At 66.5% G+C, this 18,690-nt stretch carries 12 protein-coding genes; 7 read left to right on the forward strand and 5 right to left on the reverse strand.

Features of this window, described 5'->3' with window-relative positions; all coding sequences use genetic code 11:
- The first annotated feature begins 11 nt into the window (after positions 1-11).
- From ACQY5G_RS01575 to ACQY5G_RS01590, 4 genes are all read left to right on the forward strand, one after another.
- A complete protein-coding gene (locus ACQY5G_RS01575) occupies positions 12-680 on the forward strand; it encodes a response regulator (RefSeq protein ID WP_428276373.1) in 669 nt (222 codons plus the stop codon).
- A gap of 158 nt (positions 681-838) precedes the next feature.
- Positions 839-1,288, forward strand: coding sequence for a hypothetical protein (locus ACQY5G_RS01580; RefSeq protein WP_428276375.1), 450 nt, complete (start codon positions 839-841; stop codon positions 1,286-1,288).
- On the forward strand, positions 1,285-1,665 hold the full coding sequence (locus ACQY5G_RS01585) for a response regulator (RefSeq protein WP_428276377.1): 381 nt from the start codon (positions 1,285-1,287) through the stop codon (positions 1,663-1,665). Before ACQY5G_RS01580 ends, ACQY5G_RS01585 begins: the two co-directional genes overlap by 4 nt.
- Positions 1,666-1,975: 310 nt before the next feature.
- Complete coding sequence (locus ACQY5G_RS01590; RefSeq protein ID WP_428276379.1) at positions 1,976-6,130, forward strand: Ig-like domain-containing protein; 4,155 nt, start codon at positions 1,976-1,978, stop codon at positions 6,128-6,130.
- A 628-nt stretch (positions 6,131-6,758) separates the two neighbouring features.
- On the opposite strand, the gene ACQY5G_RS01595 is transcribed toward ACQY5G_RS01590, so the two are convergent.
- Together ACQY5G_RS01595 and ACQY5G_RS01600 are read right to left on the reverse strand one after the other, a co-directional pair.
- Positions 6,759-7,814, reverse strand: coding sequence for a hypothetical protein (locus ACQY5G_RS01595; protein ID WP_428276381.1), 1,056 nt, complete (start codon positions 7,812-7,814; stop codon positions 6,759-6,761).
- 378 nt (positions 7,815-8,192) lie between these two features.
- Positions 8,193-9,494 (reverse strand): choice-of-anchor B family protein, encoded by a 1,302-nt coding sequence (locus ACQY5G_RS01600; RefSeq protein WP_428276383.1) that lies wholly within the window; start codon positions 9,492-9,494, stop codon positions 8,193-8,195.
- 247 nt (positions 9,495-9,741) lie between these two features.
- Here ACQY5G_RS01600 and ACQY5G_RS01605 point away from each other — a divergent pair, with 247 nt between their 5' ends.
- Positions 9,742-10,053, forward strand: a complete 312-nt coding sequence (locus ACQY5G_RS01605) for a response regulator transcription factor (RefSeq protein WP_428276385.1) — start codon at positions 9,742-9,744, stop codon at positions 10,051-10,053.
- Positions 10,054-10,134: 81 nt separating this feature from the next.
- On the opposite strand, the gene ACQY5G_RS01610 is transcribed toward ACQY5G_RS01605, so the two are convergent.
- The 3 genes from ACQY5G_RS01610 to ACQY5G_RS01620 all read right to left on the reverse strand — a co-directional run bounded on the left by ACQY5G_RS01610 (position 10,135) and on the right by ACQY5G_RS01620 (position 14,215).
- Positions 10,135-10,320 carry a hypothetical protein gene (locus tag ACQY5G_RS01610; RefSeq protein ID WP_428276387.1) on the reverse strand — a complete coding sequence of 62 codons (186 nt, stop codon included), beginning with the start codon at positions 10,318-10,320 and terminating at the stop codon, positions 10,135-10,137.
- Between the two features lie 144 nt (positions 10,321-10,464).
- On the reverse strand, positions 10,465-12,945 hold the full coding sequence (locus ACQY5G_RS01615) for a helix-turn-helix domain-containing protein (protein ID WP_428276389.1): 2,481 nt from the start codon (positions 12,943-12,945) through the stop codon (positions 10,465-10,467).
- Between the two features lie 16 nt (positions 12,946-12,961).
- Entirely contained in the window at positions 12,962-14,215 is a 1,254-nt protein-coding gene (locus tag ACQY5G_RS01620) for an ATP-binding protein (RefSeq protein ID WP_428276391.1), read from the reverse strand.
- 673 nt (positions 14,216-14,888) lie between these two features.
- On the opposite strand from ACQY5G_RS01620, the gene ACQY5G_RS01625 reads away from it, so the two are divergent.
- Together ACQY5G_RS01625 and ACQY5G_RS01630 are read left to right on the forward strand one after the other, a co-directional pair.
- Positions 14,889-15,623, forward strand: coding sequence for a hypothetical protein (locus tag ACQY5G_RS01625; RefSeq protein WP_428276393.1), 735 nt, complete (start codon positions 14,889-14,891; stop codon positions 15,621-15,623).
- 1,129 nt (positions 15,624-16,752) lie between these two features.
- Positions 16,753-18,681, forward strand: coding sequence for a gamma-glutamyltransferase family protein (locus tag ACQY5G_RS01630; protein ID WP_428276395.1), 1,929 nt, complete (start codon positions 16,753-16,755; stop codon positions 18,679-18,681).
- Positions 18,682-18,690 lie beyond the last annotated feature (9 nt).

Consider the following 18,690-nt stretch of genomic DNA (forward strand, 5'->3'; position numbering starts at 1 on the left):
ACCGCCGAAGAATGACAAGGGTGCTCCTGGTCGATGACCACCAGGTCGTGCGGGCCGGTCTCAGGTCACTGCTCGAAGCGGTTGGCCACGTGGAAGTCGTGGGCGAGGCATCCTCTGGGGAGGAGGCGGTGACGAAGGCCCAAACCCTCGAGCCGGACATCGTCATCATGGACCTGGCCATGCCCGGCATGGACGGCGTGCAGGCGACCCGGCGCATCGTCGCGCTCGGGCTCGATGCCAGGGTGCTGGTGCTGACGATCCACGACGAGGACGAGTTCCTGCTGCCGGCCCTCGACGCCGGGGCGGCGGGCTTTCTGAACAAGTCAGCCGCCGACACGGATCTCCTCGGCGCCGTTGAAGCGGTCGCGCGCGGCCACTCCTACCTGCCCCGGCGCGCCGCCAGCCTCATTGCGCGGCGCAGGGCGCGGGAAACGCCGAGACCCGGTCCCGGCGACGTCGAGGCGCTCTCGGAGCGCGAGCGCGTGGCGATCGTACTGTACGCCAGCGGGTGTTCCGCCAGGGAGGCCGCCGAGGAGATGCTGGTGAGTCCCAAGACCGTCGAGGGCTACATCGCCCGCGCCAAGTCGAAACTGCGCCTCAAGGGTCGGCGCGACGCCTTGCGCTTCGCGCTCGAGACAGGGCTCGTCGGGCGCGAAGGGGAGACCAACCCCGATGCCTGAGGGGAAATCCCCGTCACGAAGGTTGAGGGATTTTCCCTTCAGGATTGACGGGATTTTCCGCTTACGCGCCGCATGCCCGTCTCCGGATATTGTTGCAGCGTGCCTCGGAGAAGCCAGAGCCGCTCCAGTATTCGGCGAGACGAAGGAGATCCCGGCCCATGCAAGATGCCCTGAGCCACGGAGCCATGAGGGGCAACTCCTGGAAGGTGGCGGCGCTGTTAATGCTGTTCGCGGTGGCCGCGAGCATCGAGGACCCCTTCCTTCCGCCGCCCGCCGACGCGATCACGGGGCAGGTTTCGATCGATGGCGAGGGCGCCGACGGGGTGACGGTCACCCTGGACGGCGTTGCCGCCGTCACGACGACCGGGGGAGGGTCGTTCCGGTTCGACAACGTGGAGGCCGGGACTCACACCATCGCCGTCAGCGGTCATCCGGCCGGCGTGCGGTTCGAACGCACCTTCCAGGCCGCGGCCATCATCAGCGGCGGGGGGGCCGCCGCCGTGAACTTCTTTGGATCCGCGGAGACCGCGTTGGGAGAGGGGGCCGCGATTCGGGTCGCCGTGCCGGCCCTGGGTCCGCAAGAGGCGAGGGGGCCCAAACGGTGGTGAGCGTGCTCCTGGTCGACGACCACCCGATGGTGCGTGCCAGCATGAAGGCCTTGCTCGAAACCACCGAGCACGTGGAGGTCGTGGGCGAGGCAACGTCCGGGGAAGAGGCCGTGGAGAAGGCCCGAGCCCTGAGACCGGACATCGTGATCATGGACCTCGCGATGCCCGGGATGGGCGGAGTCCAGGCCACCCGGCGCATCACCGAGCTCGGGCTTGGGCTGAAGGTCCTGGTTGTGACGATCCACGACGAGGACGAGTACCTGGTACCCGCCCTCGACGCTGGCGCGGCGGGCTTTCTGAAGAAGTCCGCCGCCGACACCGATCTCATCGGAGCCGTGGAACGTACGGTGGAGGGGTCAGGCAGCGGGCGGAGATGACGAGGCGGCTGCCGGAAGAGACGAGGCCGCGCGGGCCGGCGAGCAACCCGCCGTAGCCCCCGAGCCCGAGATGCTCTGCCGAGCGCGGACCAAGGCAGGATCGCCGCTGAGATCTGCGCGCCAACAGCGCGATCTCTGCATCCTGGCCACCGCATTCCTGTTGGCGTTCGCTGCCGGAGTCCCGCAGTCGGCCGCGGCCCAACACACGCGCGGAATAAACGTTGACAAGAGCGCCGTTTGGCTCACGGAGAACGGCGGCACCTACACGCAGGAAGTATGGCTGGCCGGCGAACCGACTGGGAGTGTCACGGTGCAGGTTGCCAGTGGGAACACGTCGGCGGTGACGGTCAGCCCGAAGACGCTGACGTTCACGTCGGCCAACTACAACACCAGGCAGCACGTGACCTACACCGGAGTCGACGACAACATACGCAATCAGCCACCGGCGCACCGGAGCGCGACGGTCACCTATACCGCAACCGGGGCCAACTATGACGGCATCAGCCATTCGGTAACAGTCCTCGCCATTGATGATGAGCCCATGGGATTCGCCGTAACGGAAGGGTTTTCCTACAACGTCAACTTCGCCTATCTGGTGGAGCAGGGCTGTGCGCCGGCCACGATTGACTTTGTCGCGTCGGACAGCACCCTCCTTGGCCTCTCTCCGCAGTCACACAGCTGGAACGAGCAGGACTCGAACAGACAGAAGGCGGTGCGCGCCACGTTCCACCACAACAATGCGTTCGGCGACCACCGCGTCTCGCTTGAGCGACGCGTCACCGTGCCCTGTGGGAGGCCGTTCCCCTTCCAGGAGATCATCTTCATCGTGCGGGACAACGACACGTGGGATCTGTCCGTCAAGGGCGTCCCGGCGTGCGGCGCCACGGTCACGGACACCTCCGTGCAGCCGCAGATCGATTTCTTGCTCAAGCCCGCACCCGCGGTGGAGATGGCGACTGAGTATCGACCGATCTCCGAAGACAACTCGGAGCGTTGGCAGGGATCCCTTCCGATCGGAACGTCCGGCCGATCGATCTCCTTCTCTCACTCCCCTCTGTCTTCGTTGCGGCGGGCTTTCCCCGGTTTCAAGGGATTCGAATACAGGCTCAAGGACGCGCCGGACGTCACCGCGCAATGCACATGGAAGTTCGAGGACACGGGAACCTCGTCTCCCACCGTGCGGCTGTCTGCCGCGCCGAATCCGGTGCCCGAGGGGTCTTCGGTGACGGTCACGGCGATGCTCTCGAAGGCGCTGACGGCGGACGTAGTGGTCCCGCTGAAGCTGAAGGCGGTCACGGCGGAGCAGGGGGACTACGGCCCGCTGGCGAGCATCACGGTCGCGGGTGGATCCATGACCGGCGAGGGGACGATCACGACGATCCGGGACGCGGACACGGACGACGAGACTCTCATGGTGGAGCTGGGAAGCGCGCTACCGCCCTCGGTGGGGAAAGGCAGTCCCAGTTCGATGATGGTGACGATTATGGACGACGGCGGCGACGATGGCGGTGACGGCGACACGCCGACGAACCAGCCGCCGACGGTAACGGCGTCGTGCGACCCGTGCACCGTGGCTCCGGGCGGGGAGGTGCGTCTGACCGCGACGGCCTCGGACCCGGACGGAGACGCGCTGACGTACGCGTGGAGCGCGCCCCTCGGCAGCGTCGCGGGGGCGGCCGACGGAGCGTCGGCGCGCTGGCGGGCCCCCGCGGACACGGGGACGGTCGTGGTCAGCGTCCGGGTCTCCGACGGACGTGGCGGGACGGCTTCGGCCACGGTGACCATCCAAGTGGCGAACGCGCCACCGGCGTTCGGGGCGTCGGCGTACACGTTCGAGCTTCCCGAGGGCGTGCCGGGCCTCCTCGACCTGGGGCGCGTGTCGGCGGAGGACCCGGAGGGCCAGGTGGTGACGTACGCTTTGGCTGCGGGAGGCGCTGGGCGCTTCGAGATCGGCGCGCGGGACGGCACGGTGACGTACACCGGTCCGGGCGAGGACTACGAGGCGGAGCCGAACCGTTACGAGTTCACGGTGACCGCGCGCGACCCGCACGGCGCGGAGGCGCGGGCGCGGGTGACGGTTGTGGTGACGAACGTGAACGAGCCGCCGGAGGCGTTGGCGGACACGGCGCGGACGGCGGAGGACACCGAGGTCGAGATCGGCGTGCTGGCGAACGACACGGATGTCGAGGGCGACGCGCTCACGGTCGCGTCGGTGACGGAGCCGGGGCACGGGAGGGCGCGGATCGCGGCGGGCGGCGGCGGTGTGGAGTACGCGCCCGGGGCGGACTACCACGGCCCGGACCGGTTCACCTACACGGTGGCCGACGGCAACGGCGGCACGGCGACCGCGGAGGTCGTGGTGGCGGTCGCGTCGGTGAACGACGCTCCGGAGGCTATGGCCGACACGGCGGCGACGGCGGAGGACGAGCCGGTTGTGATCGACGTGCTGGCCAACGACACCGATGTCGAGGGCGACGCGCTCACGGTCGCGTCGGTGACGGAGCCGGGGCACGGGACGGCGCGGATCGCGGCGGGCGGCGGCGGTGTGGAGTACGCGCCCGGGGCGGACTACCACGGCCCGGACCGGTTCACCTACACGGTGGCCGACGGCAACGGCGGCACGGCGACCGCGGAGGTCGTGGTGGCGGTCGCGTCGGTGAACGACGCTCCGGAGGCCGTGGGCGCGATCCCGGACCAGGCGCTCGACGAGGGGGGCGGGCCGGCGGCGCTCGACCTCGCTCCGTACTTCGTGGACCGGGACGGGGACCCGCTGGACTACACGGCGGTGTCGTCCGATCCGGGTGTGGCGTCGGTGACGGTGGCGGGCTCGGCGCTGACGGTGACGCCGGTCGGCTACGGCCCCGCGTCCATCGAGGTGACGGCGCGGGACCCGGGCGGGCTCTCCGCGACGCAGACCTTCGCCGTGAACGCGAGCGACCGCTTGGTGCGCGCCGTGCTCGACGAAACGCTGGCGGCGATGGCGCGGGCGCACGTGGCGAGCGCCCGCATGACGCTGGGCCGCCGGGTGGGGTCGGGCGGCGCGGACGAGCGGTCGCGGCTGACGGTTGGGGGGCGCACGATCCCGCTGGACGGAGCGGGCGTTCGCGAGGCGGCGGAGCGGCTGCTCGCGGGCTGGACGGCGCCGGGCCATCCGCGCGGCGGCGTGCTCGCCGAGGCCGGGCGCGAAGCCGGGCGGCGGCTGGCCCGGTTGGCGGCGAACGCCGCCGACGGCCGCGGAACGGGCGGGCCTCCGGGTCCCGCGGAGCTGGCGTCGTCGCTGGGCCTGACCGGCTTCGGCGGCCTGGCCGGCCCGGCGGGCATCGGAGCGCCCGGCGGGGGCGGCACGGAGTTCGCGTTCGTGTGGGGCGGCGGCGAGGCCGGGGCGCGGGATGCGGGCGGCGGCGGGCGCTGGCGGCTCTGGGGACAGGGCGATCTGCAGACGTTCGCGGGCGACCCGGCACCGGAGCGCGGCTACGAGGGCGACCTGCGGACGGGCTGGGCCGGGATCGACCGTGCGCTCGGCGCGCGCTGGCTCGCGGGCGTGGCGGTGGCGAGGAGCCGGGGCGCGGGCGACTGGGGCGCCGGCGCGGCCGACGGACGCCTCGAGACCTCGCTGACGGCCGTGCATCCCTACCTGCGCTGGTCGGACGGGGCCACGTCGCTGTGGGGGATGGCCGGCGGCGGGTGGGGGTCGGCGGAGAACGCCCGCGCGACGGGCCGCTCGGGCGAGAGCGATCTGGACCTGCGGCTCGGGCTCTTCGAGATCCGGCGCCGCGTCGCGGGCTGGCTCGGGCTGCGCGCCGACGCGGCGTGGGCCAGCCTCGCGACCGGTGCCGGAGACGAGACGGTGGACGGCCGCCGCGCCGCCGTGGACCAGCAGCGGCTCGGCATCGAACTGAGCCCGTCCACGCGCCTGGGCGGCCTCGTCATCGAGCCGTTCGCCGAGGCCAGCGCGCGGCGCGACGGCGGCGCGGGCCAGACGGGCACGGGGCTCGAGGTGGCCGGCGGGCTCCGGGCCGCGAGCGGACCCGTGCGTATCGACGCCAAGGGCCGGCTCCTGGTGCTGCACTCCGCCCGGGGCTACGAGGAGCGCGGGCTGGGCGTCACCCTCACCGTCGGCAGCCCCGCGGCCGAGGAGGGGCTCTCGCTCTCCGTCTCGCCGCGCTGGGGCGGCCCCGCCGCCGGAACCGGCGCGCTCTGGAACGACCGGCACGGCGCGCTGCGCCCGGACGCGCCCGCCGGCCCCGAGCCTTGGTCGCTAGTAGACGCGCGCGGCCGCTGGGCGGTCCGCCTGCCGGGCGGCCGCCCCTTCGCCTTGTCCGGCGGCCTAACCCGCTCGGCGCGGGGCTACGCGTTCACTATCGGCGGTGGGTTCGAGCCGGCCGGTCCCGCGGACCCGTCCGGCGCGTTCCCTGCCCCGGCCCACAGGGGCAGGGGGTACTCCGGGCGAGGTCGGCGGCGATGAGCGTTGCCCGCTAGAGTCAATGGACCATGAGCATCATCAGAGCGGAATACCGGAATGGGGTCTTCTCGCCCCTGCAAGAGGTGGAGGAACCCGCAACTGGCGAGGTCTACCAAGTCTTGTCCGGAGGCGAACTCCCGTCTCCGGTCGAGGTCCGACCGCGCGTACGCCGCCTCGACCTGATTCTCCACCACGTGAGCGAGGGCCGCCCTCGGCCACCTCCCGCCGGCTGCCTCGTCTCGCCCAAGAACGAGGGAGCGGAATCCGCACCGCATCCTCGGTTACCGGGCGATCGATCCACGCCCGGCACGGCTTGAAGCTCCTCCGGCGCGCGGGAAGATCAGCCCCCTCCCGTGAGAAGAGCCGTGCCCCTCGACTACGGCTCGCTTTGCGCTTCATGATGGCAAGGCTTGCATAGCGCCTCCAGGTTCCAGAATTCGTCACTGCCTTCGTTCTTGTGATGGACATCCCAGTCGCCATCAATCAGCGGTTCATCGCAGCGGCTAAGAGAATGGGAAGGGCAGAATCTCGTGCATTCGCACTGACAGCCGGCGCGCAGATAGACCGTTTGTCGTCGCGATCCCGAAATCATAGCCTCCTCCGGGTGTGGCTGGTCTCCGCCTGCAGTCGGTCAGTCGGTGTCTTCGTCGGCGTGTCTCCGGGCGATCCGGGCGAGCTTCGGCTCTATGGACGTCATCACCGCCGCGAACAGGACGAGCGCCCAACCCACGGAGAGGACCAGGTGTACGCCGACCAGCATGCGGGCGGCGGCCGAGACCGGGGTGATGGCCGCGTAGTCTTGGGCCAAGGCGGTGAAGAAAGAAAAGGACACCCAGCCGGTGATCCCCGTGCTTGCATCGGCGAAAGCGCCGGGGCTGAAGCGCTCCAGCGCCCCGTAGAAACCGGCGAACAGGAAGATGATCGTCAGGTAGCCGAGCGCGAACCCGCCGATGGGGATCCACATGACCCGAAGGTAGGCGGCAAGCTGACCGTACACTTCCAGCCGCGGTCGGAGCCAGGAGGCGGCGGCGCGCCCCACGAGAAACGCGACCACCTGGATCGCCACCAGCGCAAAGAACCCGGCGATGATGAGCAGCAAAGTGTCTTCCTGCAGGATGCCGTACCAGTACGCGAATCCCATCAAGGCTAGAAAGGCCGCCGCACCGAGGATCAGGAGTCGGGGAGGCCGGGCGTCACGCCATCCCTTGCGCCGGTGGCAGACCAGGCCAACCAGGAGCGCCGTCCAGGGCATGGCCAGGAGCGGGTACGCCGCCATGAGCGGCCACATCGGGATGTTGCCGACGACCAGCGCCGGGATCAAGCCGAAGCCCAAGAGAACGGCCATAAAGAAGGTCTCGCGACCAACGTCCCGGTACCCGGACAGCGACGAGCGGTCGAGTCCGTCGATCAGACCGATCGCCAAAGGGGTGCTGGGCGGGATGATGAGGCCCCAACCGAAATACTGAGAACTGGTCAACAGCGCGGTGACGACCCCGACCGCCGAGCCGATCAGAATACCGGTCCACAGGCTGCCCCGCGCGCCTCCCCTGAGCCCGACGCCTACGCCAATCGCCAGCCCGCAGCCCGCTCCCAGCCAGACATTGGCGTGGTTTCCGGTGATCGCGTAGCCGAATGTCAAGACGACGAGGCCGATCGCGGCCGCCATCCGGATCCCCAGCCAGATCAAACCGATTCTTCCTCCGCGTGGCACACGCCGCCAACGCGAAGCCCAGCGCGCAAGTCACATGACGGAGCCCGCGGAAACCTCAACGCGGTCTCAAGAGCCGACCCGATCGATCAACGACAAGCACCGGACCGCGCCGCACGTCGTCACCGATCAGAAGACCGTTGCGCCCCCAAGGGCCAGTAGGGCGAGACGCGAAAGCAGCAGGTCGGATCCCTAATCGCACCCACCGAAGAGGGCTTCCGGTGAACGGAGTGCGCTCTACCCACGCGATTCTCGCTTGGTTGAATGAATTCCCGGGGGCTTGGTCCGACGCTGGAGGATGAGCCACGCCGTCCCGATCCTTGCGGTACCGGGAGCCCCCGGCGCCAGTTCTCGGACTCACCGCAACCTCAGCACGAAAAACCCCTCGTTACGGCTCGTTGTGACGAACAGGCCGCTCTCGAAATAGGGGTAGGTGGACCAGGCGCCGGTGGTCGTTACGTCGTTTAGGAGCGGAACCGTGTCGAAGAAACCCCGCTCCACGGGATTCGCGGGATTCGAGATGTCCAAAATCCGCACGCCGAACGTGTAGTTCGAGTAGTACAGGAGGTCGCCGTGGACGTAGAGGTCGTGGTCGATGGCGCCCGTGGGCCCCCAATGCTCCTTCACGAGGACGGGATCGTCGAGATCCTCGAAGTCCCACACGAGCAGGCGTGTCGGCATCCCGTGATCTCGCTCATCGAACTCGTCGTTCTGGTAGAAGTACAGCCGGTCTTCGTTGAACCACCCTTGGTGCACGTATCCCGCGTAGGGGTAGCTGGCGGTGGAAAGCGTTACCGGACGGGCCTTGTCCGTCACGTCCGACACGACGATGGCGGTCTCGTTCGACGACACGCAGATCTCCCGCCCCCCGTGTTCCACGTCGGGGCCGCGGTATACGACGCACTGCACGTCGTGAACATATCCCGTGCCTGTCCGTCCTGTGCCGTTGGTGGCGTGGCAGCCCGCGAACGTCGGTCTCTTCGGGTCCGAGAGATCGATCATGTGCAGGCCGCCGCCGCAGGTGTCGCCGCCGGAGTTGCTGCCGACGGCATAGGCGAAGCCCGTTTCCTCGTTGATCGCGATGTTGTGGACGGAAGCTACGCGCCCGTAGTGTGTGTCGGCCCTGAGTTCCGTGTACTCCTCCAGCGCGCGAAGCCTGGTGAGATCCAGGACCTGCATACCGTGGTCCCAAGCCTCCGAGACGACGTACACATGGTCCGCGTAGACCTTCATGTCGCGCCAATTGCTCGAATACGTGTGCGTGGGGAGGAACGCCGCTGTCCGTGGCTCGGTCGGGGTCGACAGGTCGACGATGGAGAGGCCATCGTGACGTCCCACGAGCGCGTACTCGACTCCGGTCTGGGGATCCGTCCAGCCCCATACGTCGTTCAAGCCGACATCGTCCCTGTGCGGGCCGAGATTCCTCGCTTCACGGTGCGCTACGAGGTCCACGCCACTACAGGGATATCCGAAGGCAAACCCGTTGCGACAGTTGGCAAGCAGCGCGGAGATCGGTGCGGGTGTGACGGGAGGTTCAGCGAGCTCGTTCGGCCCAGTCGGTTGGGCTTCCGCGCACGCGGTCAGCGTGGATCCGAGCATCGTGTAGCCGATTGTGCGACCCCTGAGCAGCCTCTCACGACGTCTGATCGTCCGCGCCATTCTACCTCTCTTTCATTTGCTCACCAAATCTAGCACGTTTTCCATGGATGGAACGTGTACGAGGGCGTCGTTTTGATGTCGATACGATGTTTTCGGACGAGTTCGACCCGCAGACCGAGAGATTGAAGGAGGAACCTTGATTCGCGACGCCATCGCCGCGGCGGGCTGGATCGCGCTGCCGACGGGCGATCCGCAGGAAATGGGGCACTGATCCAGGGTCCAGCGGCCGATATCGTGCCTTCTCGACTTGGTTCTTCCCGGTATCGACGGCATCGACCTCATGAAGCGAATCCCCGAGCTCGCCGAACTGCCGGTGGGCTTCATCTCGGGCTACGACAACGACGAAACCATCGCGAGGGGCGCTCGAACTGGGGCGGCCGACTACATCGTCAAGCCGTTCTCACCGACCATCGCGGGCCGCAAGGTCGAACTCACCGCCACCGAGTACTACGAGTTGCTGCGTGTGCTCTCTCAGAACTCGGGGCGCGTCCTACCTACGACCGGCTGCTGCACACGGTGTGGGGGAAGCGCGGCGAGCCCTGGGAACGGCAGCCCGTGATCCGTGCCACGCCGCGGCACGCCGATCCGCGTTCCGCCCAAGTCCACGTTCCGCACCATCGTGCCTTTTCGCCGAGTCCCATTACCGGCCCTCGCAGAGTAGTTCGGCCTCCGCAGCCTCGAGACGGAGACGCTCGACGTCGGAGCGCCGGGCGGCTGCGTATTCTTCCGCTAGACGGACCTCGACGAGCCAGTTCTCGCGGAGTAAATCCGCCACCGCGAGCAGGGAGTCGGGCCGGTCTCCGGTGTGCCACTGCGGCTGGATCATCCCGTCCGAAGACGCGGAGGAACATTGCAGTGGCAACCCTTTCGTCGTCCCAGGGCCGCTTCCCCTTTGTGGGCGTCACCTCTTCGCGGCAGGTGTCAGGAAACCGTGGCAGACCCCGGGCACTTTGGCCCTCGTCACCTTCTCCTACGAGGCCTTGGAACGACCATGAAGTTGCGCGAGATCCAACTGAATGTCCTCCGCCACCTTCCGGATTTCGATCGCAACTCTGGGGTGAAGTCCCATCTCTAGCTCAAGAGCGGTCGTAAGTGGTAGCAGGCGATCAGCCGATGGTGACTCACGGATGAGGGTCGCCATCTGGGGGAAGCTGAGGAGTAGACTGGCGGACAGTAGGGTTCCGATCAGTCCGTCGGGAACAGCATCGAGCTGCGAGAGGATTCCAAGAACGGCTCGGGTGTCGCTCAGCGCCGCGGGAGTATCCCTCAGCCCGATGCACGACAGCAACCGGAGTTGATGCGCCTCGACACGCAGACTGAGGGTTGTCGTCCTGGCACACACGGGGGTCTCGCCTGCCGTTACAGCCCTGTCATGCCTGTCCAGTCGGTTTAACACTTCGTCACAGGTCGAACGCTGCTCCTGACTGCGGCCCAGCACGCCGAGCGCGGAACTCTTCAAGAGCATGCTCTTCCCGGTCATCTCCCATAGACGAGCGGACGAACACTCACCGAAATCCGCCACCAGCCTGTCGCATTCCGCAATCGACTCGTCCCAGCGCCCCAAGCGACAGAATCTGGCAGCCTTGGTGAGGCGCGCCCCCGCAATAAGATCGAGGATCGGAGGCGAGGACGCATGGCCCGACACAGACAGACGGTCCAACTCGTCGTAGGCTGCCATCTCATGCGCCGTTTGATCCAGCTCACCCAAGAGCAGCGCACGGAGGGCTCGTGCCGCCACTACCGACACGGCAGAATCATTGACGCCGTGGGCATGGATCAACTCGGTACAGGCGTCAAGCGCGTCGTCAGGCCGTCCCGACTCACGCAAGCAGACCGCCTTGTTGAGGAGAGCATCCGCGACTGCACGCCGAAGCGCAGGAGACCTGTCGGGAACGAACCTAACAACCGCCTCGTCGTGGGCGACGATCACTTCATCAAATCTCCGGAGGCGACACAGGAGGTTGCTCTTTTCGACCAAGGCTTTGGCGAGAAGGTCCTGAACGGTGATCTCCGCGCTGGTTCCGAATCTCTGAAGCAAATCGTTCCAAGCCCCGAGCGCACGATCATTGTCGTCATGTGCGAGCGCCACCGCGGCTCGCTGGAGAAGCAGCCCCGCCTCGTCGGTAGCCTCCCTCACGTCGTCGGTAACGTATCCCGGGTGCCTCCGCAGGAAATGCCACGCCAGTTCCGGCAGCCTGCTCAGCCTCTCGATCGCCATCCGATAGTAGACCCGCGTGGCGGCATCCGCATCGTCGATGTCCGCCACCATGCCATCCGCAAGCCCGGCTAGGTCCGCCCGGGAACAGTACGCGTCCATGAACTCGATCAGCGCCCCGACCAAGCTGTCGGCGCCACGGCTTCGACGCAGGAGGTAGTAGATGTTGTAGAGGCGTTCGCTAGCGTAGTAGTGCTTGCGACGACTCGTACCGCCGACGTGCGACACCACGCCGCGTCCGATCAGTCGCTTGAGCTGGGAGCTACACTTGCTGACCTCCGTTCGCGCTCGCTCGGCCACCTCACGGGCCGTTGCCGGTTTCCAAAGCTCTGCGAGAGCCAAGTATACGCGCCGTTCCTGGGGAGGCAGGGACTCAAGGTGGCTCTTGAAATACGCCGTGTGCTCGTCCACAAGCTCCAAGAGGTCGGCCATGAGAGCACGGAACGACCTGGTTGCGGAAAACTGGGCCAGGATCGCCAGCAATCTGGGACTGCCTCCCGTGAGTATCTGTACCCGCCGAGCCGCCCCCGGCTCCAGCGACCTGCCGACTACGCTTTCACACAGAACCGCACTCTCGTCCCTGTCCAGTGGCCGTAGCGTTAGCACGCGAAACAAGTCGAACAGCGCCCGATCAGGTCTATCCATCTCGCCGAACCGGCTCGTCGCCGTCGCGATCATCATGATGCGCGGCTCGGTCTGGAGCGTCTTCCTCAGGCACCATCCAGCATCGTCATCCATCATGTCGGAGAACATCATGTTGAGGTTCTCCACTCCGAGAACCAACCGCTTCCCTTCCCGGTCGGCGAAATCAAGCAGTGCGGCCAGGCATCGTTCGCGTAGCAACCTGTCGTCTCGCTCCTTCCAAATCTCTGCCACCGTGCACCGGAGGTCTGCACCTTCGTGGCCAAGAGGTTCCTGCTGCGCCAGCCGGGACAGACACTCCAGCCAGAACTCACCGCAGGTCCCAACGCGATAGCTCTCCTCCGCGAACATGATCGGATGTAGGCGGGACGAGAGCTCGGAATCGGATCGGATCTCAGATGCGACTCTTAGGAGAAGCGTCGTCTTCCCGCTGCCCCGAGTGCCAACCACAATCACATGCTGGTTGGAACTGCCCGTGTTCTCCCGCAGGGTTTCGACAATCGACTGAAGCTCGCCCACCCTCACGCAGAACATCTCCCTAAGCTCGGAGTCCGAGAGGAATCCTGGATTGTAGCTCTTGGTCGCGATGGCCATGAACGGAGATTCCTCGCTATTGCAACCGGCTGTCGAACGGCACGAAGCCGTGCGAATGGCGGGCGCGCCACCAGTCTTCCACCAGCCCCGATACGAAGCGGTAGCCATCGTCTTTGCGAGTCAGGTAGCCGTCGTGCTCCAGCACGTGAAGCACGTCTCTGAGTAGGACGATTGGGCGGTCGGGCAGAGACGAGACGTAGTCGCGATATCTCAGAATCGACCTGTTCGTGAGCACGCCATCGCTTGACGCGGCCTCGGTCAACAGGTCCAAAGCGACACCGTAACCCTCATCTCCCAGAACCAAGCGCAACCGCCTCTGGTAGTGCTCAAGATAAACCTGTCCTCGAACGCCCAACATTTCCTCCGAGTACACCCGGCTCACGTCGTCCAGCGACGCCGAGAGGCGCCCGGCCCGCCGCAGATGCTCGTGGAGCTTGTCGAAGAACTGCTGGACATGGTGTGGAACGCAGCAGCGCAGTTGGCGGCACATCTTGCGGCGAACATCCTCCGGGAGCTGGATTCCATAAGAGTCGGCCAGTTCACCGAGACAACGTATCGCGATTTCTTCGTCCCATGGCATGAGATCGAAGGGCGCGAAGATGTTGGCGTGGGCACTCAACTCGGCCTGCTCCAAAATCGGTTCCAAGCCCACGCTCCCTGACACGATCATGCGAATCCGACCCCTGTGAGCCTGGGCGTTTCGGCGCAGCCAACTCAGGAATAGGTCTGCGTCCCGCCGACGCTCTGGCGTCATTAAGTAGTCGTGGCCCTTGAGAAGGCGATTCACCAGTATCGGAAGTTCGTCGATCGCCAAGACCACCGGCTTCTCGCTCTCGGCAAGCGACGTAAACACGGCATCGCCTCTCGCTCGCCAGTTCCCGGCATCGACTCCGGCACGCAACTTCACTCGCACCTCGTTCACGCCGAGCTCCTGTATGCGATCCATGGCTACGTCCGAGGACTGCGTGATCCAGTGCTTCGTGCGGCTCCATGCACTCCTAATCCTCCGAGATGCCGCCGCGATCTCCACCACGGCGTCCGCAGCCGTAGTCGCATCCTCCAAGTCGACGAACACCGATGCAAATTCGCCGCGCCCCTCCAGCCGCCGGAGCAGTTCCCGCACTAGGCTGGTTTTCCCCATGCGCCGCTGGGCGGTTAGGAGGGTGTGCGTGCCATCCTCGACACGTTCCAGGAGCGCTTCGATTTCGGCGTCCCGGTCAAAGAAGCTGTCTCCATCGACCCAATTCCCTCCCGCCTTCCGTAGCCCCATCTCTTCGCGGCTCCCATCAGGGTTGTTGGCAATAACATTGTTGGCAACATGCACGTTGGCAAAACATGCCGTGGTCTGTCAAGGCCCACCGGCGGCAGCGGCCCCCCCCCCGCCTCCCGGCAGGCGCACTCGACGCTCTCCGGCAGCGGGAATCTGGGGTCGACGGAGTCTCCATGTCGTATAAGGAGAGGTCCGGCCCAAGCCGCGTCAACGGCTCGAATCGGGACGATTGCCGAAGGGGTTAAACGCCGTCCCGGATGCGGACCGGCCTCCGCCCACGGCTCCTCCGTCGCATCCCGAAGAAAGTACGAGTCAGGCCGCACGCAGGCCTACACCATGCGACGTAATCCCTTCAAGCCTGGGTACTTCGGTGCAGCGCTACAACAGATCGGACTGCTGGTGCGCCTGCGCGACGTTTCCGGCTCGGACAGCCACCCCACGACCTCCTCGAAGTCCTCGACGACCGCTATGCCCATTGCGGTTGGCAACTCCTCAGTCGATTCCCCTTAGAGCACTGGCACGATGTCGTCGGCACGGCCAACGGAAATCTGCGATCGGCTTGACCAGATTGTTAGGTTGACAGGTTCGTCTTGATGAAGAAGACAAGTTCTCTAGGGTGAACCACAGACGATGCTGTTAAGGCTCAGGCTGAGGAACGTTAAGGCGTTCGGCGATGTGGAATAACATGAAGGGGCCGCCAGCCCGCGACGAAGACGTGATGCTGGGGCAGCAAGCCCCTGGAGCAGACTCGCTGCGGGCCCGTGGCGCTGCCACGCCCCCCGTACAGCCACCGCACCAGCTGCTTCCCGAGCCAGCGGTGCGGGTAGTGTATGCGGTGCCCGCCGACCGGCCTGTAAACGCTGCGTATAGGCAGGGTATTTCGAACGCCCTGACCGATCTTCAGCGGTGGTACCGTGAGCAGTTGGACGGGTTGACCTTCCGGCTCCAGGATCCGCTGCCGGAGACCTGCACCATGCCGGAGCCCCATGAGCACTACACCCACGGCGGCTGGCCGCGCGTTTGGAACGAGGTTCGGGATGCGGTTATCGGTTGCGGCTTCCTCGACCAGCAATCGGCATACACTTGGGTGGTTTATGCCGATGTCGACGAATCCTGCGATGTGACGCTAGGGCTTGGGCGCGGGAGCGAAGGACTAACCATGATGGGAAGTTGGGACCTCAAGGGGCTGACGGACCAGGAGTGGGTCCATTGCGGGTTGGGGCCGTTTGGGTTCGGTCGCTGGATCGGAGGCGCTGGTCACGAGCTCGGCCACGCGTTTGGCCTCGATCACCCGATTGACGACGAAGGCGCGCTCATGTCCGCAGGATATGCCGGCTATCCAAATACCTACCTGCGCGAGGATGAAAAGGCCATCTTGCGCATGAGCCCCTTCTTCGAGGAAAGATGAGGTCGGACGACCTTGTACGAAACTGGCGCGAGCATATCGGCATCCCAATCGGACCGCGGGCTGCTATGGGGCCACCCACCTCCGCGGATCTGGGAGCGGAATGAACGTTGAGAGGCCATTCAAGCCCACCCGGCGCGAGGTAGTAAGGGCACCAGCGGCGTGGCGCAGCACGAGTTCCCGTCGGAACCAGCCAGCCTACTGGCTTGAGGAAGAAGGATGACGACGTTTCGCGTGACGCGGCGAGTAACGGAGTTGAGCCTCGATCGGGGCTCAGCCCGCTGAGCCCAATGCAGCTTCGTCGGCAGAATCCAGTTCGTTGGAGGACTGGCGCAACGTCCCGGCGTATGTGCTACTTGGCGAGCCTGGATCGGGAAAGACCACGGCGTTCAAGATGGCGGCGGGTACTTTGAGGTCGATCTACTGGGGCTCGTGGAAGAGATCGTTGTCGCACCGTTCGCCGAGGACTGGTTCGTCGACTTGGTGCGGTCCCTTGCCGAGCGCCATGGGATCGGCGAGCGAGTTCGGCCGTCCACGTTGTCGGACGCCCCGACATTCACGGTTCCTGTCCTGATGCCGGAGAGCTGAGCAGGCCCCGTTCGCAGTCCTGAGGGCTTAGAAGCGTTCCAACGGGTTAGAGGCAATTAAGTCAGCAGCCCCTCACCATCAGAGGTAGTCGCCCCACCCTGCATGACCTCCCGTCGCCGGGGGAACAAGGTCGCTCCGCAGGTACGCCCCCTCGACGACGCCCACCGTGCGGCAGCGCGGTCTCCGCCACCACGCGGTCCACGCCCGTCTCCGCAGCCAATCCCGGAAGGCAATATGGAATCCTTGGGACGACGGGCGAGAAGTCGGTTTCGGGGACCCTCGGCAAGGAGGGGGCGCGGGTGCGGGAGTCCCGCCATTCAGGACCGGTTTCCCCGCTTTCGCGGCACGGTCCAGCAAGGTCCAGTACAACGGCAAGAGTGGCAGATCGTGCATTCCCAGTTTGACTTACGTGATCTCCTGCCGTGATTTACGCCGCGAGCGATCCGCCGTTCCCGCGGGAACGCCGCGCCTGGTCGTTGCCGGGGCGGTCCGCGGAAGTAGCTTCAGGATTGTGGGAAGCGAGCGGATACAGGAGGATGACGCGATGAAGCCTTTCGCACGTGTAGTCGCAGTCGCAGTTCTGGCACTCGTCGCGTCGTGCGGTCCGGGGATGGACGCCCCGGAGGAATCCGCAACCGCCGAGGAAGGCGTCTTCACCACCATCGCTCCGTTCCGGAGTCACGGCGCCGTCCACGACGCCGACAACGTCGAGGCGATGCGGCCGCGCATCATGGGCACGCACGGGGTGATCTCCTCCGGGCACTATCTCGCGACGCAGGCCGGTTACGACGTACTCAGGGCCGGAGGCAACGCCTTCGATGCCGGGGTGACCGCGGGGATGGCGCTCAAGGCGCTCAAGATGGACTACGCGGGATGGACCGGGGTCGCGCCGCTCATCGTGTACAGCGCCGCCGAGGACCGGGTGATCACCCGGGTCGGGGCGGGAACCTCACCCGCGCTCGCCACCCTCGACCATTTCCTCAAGCACGGCAAGTCGCCCATCAACAACGCGCTGATTCCCGCGGACGTGGACGTCTGGCTCGCCGCCCTCGACCGCTTCGGCACCCTCAGCTTCGGCGAGGCCGCGCAGCCGACGCTGCGCATCGCCGAGGGGGGCTATCACCTCTACAAGATGCAGAAATGGATGATCGGGGATCAGACCGAGGGGATCCTCGCCTTTCCCTACAATCGCGACTTCTGGTTCCCGAACGGGGTCGGCGAGCAGCGGCTGGGCGATCTCATGGTGAACGCCGACCTGGGGCGGCTCATCCGCTACATGACGGAGGCCGAGCGGCAGGCGCTGGCGGCGGGAGGAAGCCGTTCCGACGGGATCCGCGCCGCGCGGGACGCCTTCTACCGGGGGGACCCCGCGCGCGCAGTGGACCGCTTCTTCCGGGAGCACGACGGCATCGTCCGCTACGAGGACATGGCGGGATACGAGAGTCGGTGGGAGGAGCCGCTGGGGACCCGCTTCCACGGCTACGACGTCCACACCGGCGACGGCTGGAGCCAGGGGCCGCGCCTCATCCTGATGCTCAACATGCTGGAGAACTACGACCTGCGCGCCCTCGGCTACAACACGCCGGAGTACATCCACCTCATCTCGCAGGTGATCGACCTCGCGATGGCGGACGCCCACAGGTACGTCGGGGATCCGGATTTCGCGCCCGCTCCGGAGGGATTGTACGGGAAGGCGTACGCGCGCGAGCGCATCGGACTCATCGACGAGAATCGCGCCTTCCGGGACATGCCTCCGTGGGGCGATCCGGCACGGATGGCGGCGGTGGCGGAGGGCGCGCCCGCGAGCTTCGAGGCGGCGGGAGGTCGACCCACAGCCGCTGTGCGGAACCTCCCGGGGGCCGACGCGGCGGACTCGGGGACTCACTCCTTCGACACGTCCTCCCTGAACGTGATGGACGACGAGGGCAACGTGTTTTCCCTCACCGAGAGCGACGGCCACACCTTCACTCCCATGATTCCGGGATGGGGATTCGGCCTGGGCAACCGCATGGGCCAGTTCAACCTGGACCCTGACCTGGCCAATGCGATGGCGCCCGGCAAGCGTCCGCGGAACACCAATTCGCCCCTTCTCGTGATGATGGATGGCGAACCGTTCATGGGGCTCTCCACCCCGGGCGGCGACCAGCAGATGCAGTGTCTCCTGCAGGTCTTCCTGAATGTGACCGTGTGGGGCATGTCCCCCGAGCAGGCCGTCGACCAGCCCCGTTTCGGCAGCTACAACTTCCCGGCTACCGGCAGCGAAGTGAACCTCAATCCCGCCGTCCTCTACATGGAGGACCGGATTCCGGCGGAGACGGCCGAGGCGTTGCGCGCCATGGGCCACGACGTGCGTTCATGGGGCCTCTGGAACTGGCGGGCCGGCGCTCCCACGGTGACCTGGCGCGACCCTGAGACCGGGGTGATGACTGCGGCGGGGGACGTGAGGCGGGAGACGGCGTCGCTCGGATTCTGAACGGCCGTC

The sequence above is a fragment of the Candidatus Palauibacter sp. genome (assembly GCF_965261555.1).
In the GTDB taxonomy this organism is placed as follows: domain Bacteria; phylum Gemmatimonadota; class Gemmatimonadetes; order Palauibacterales; family Palauibacteraceae; genus Palauibacter.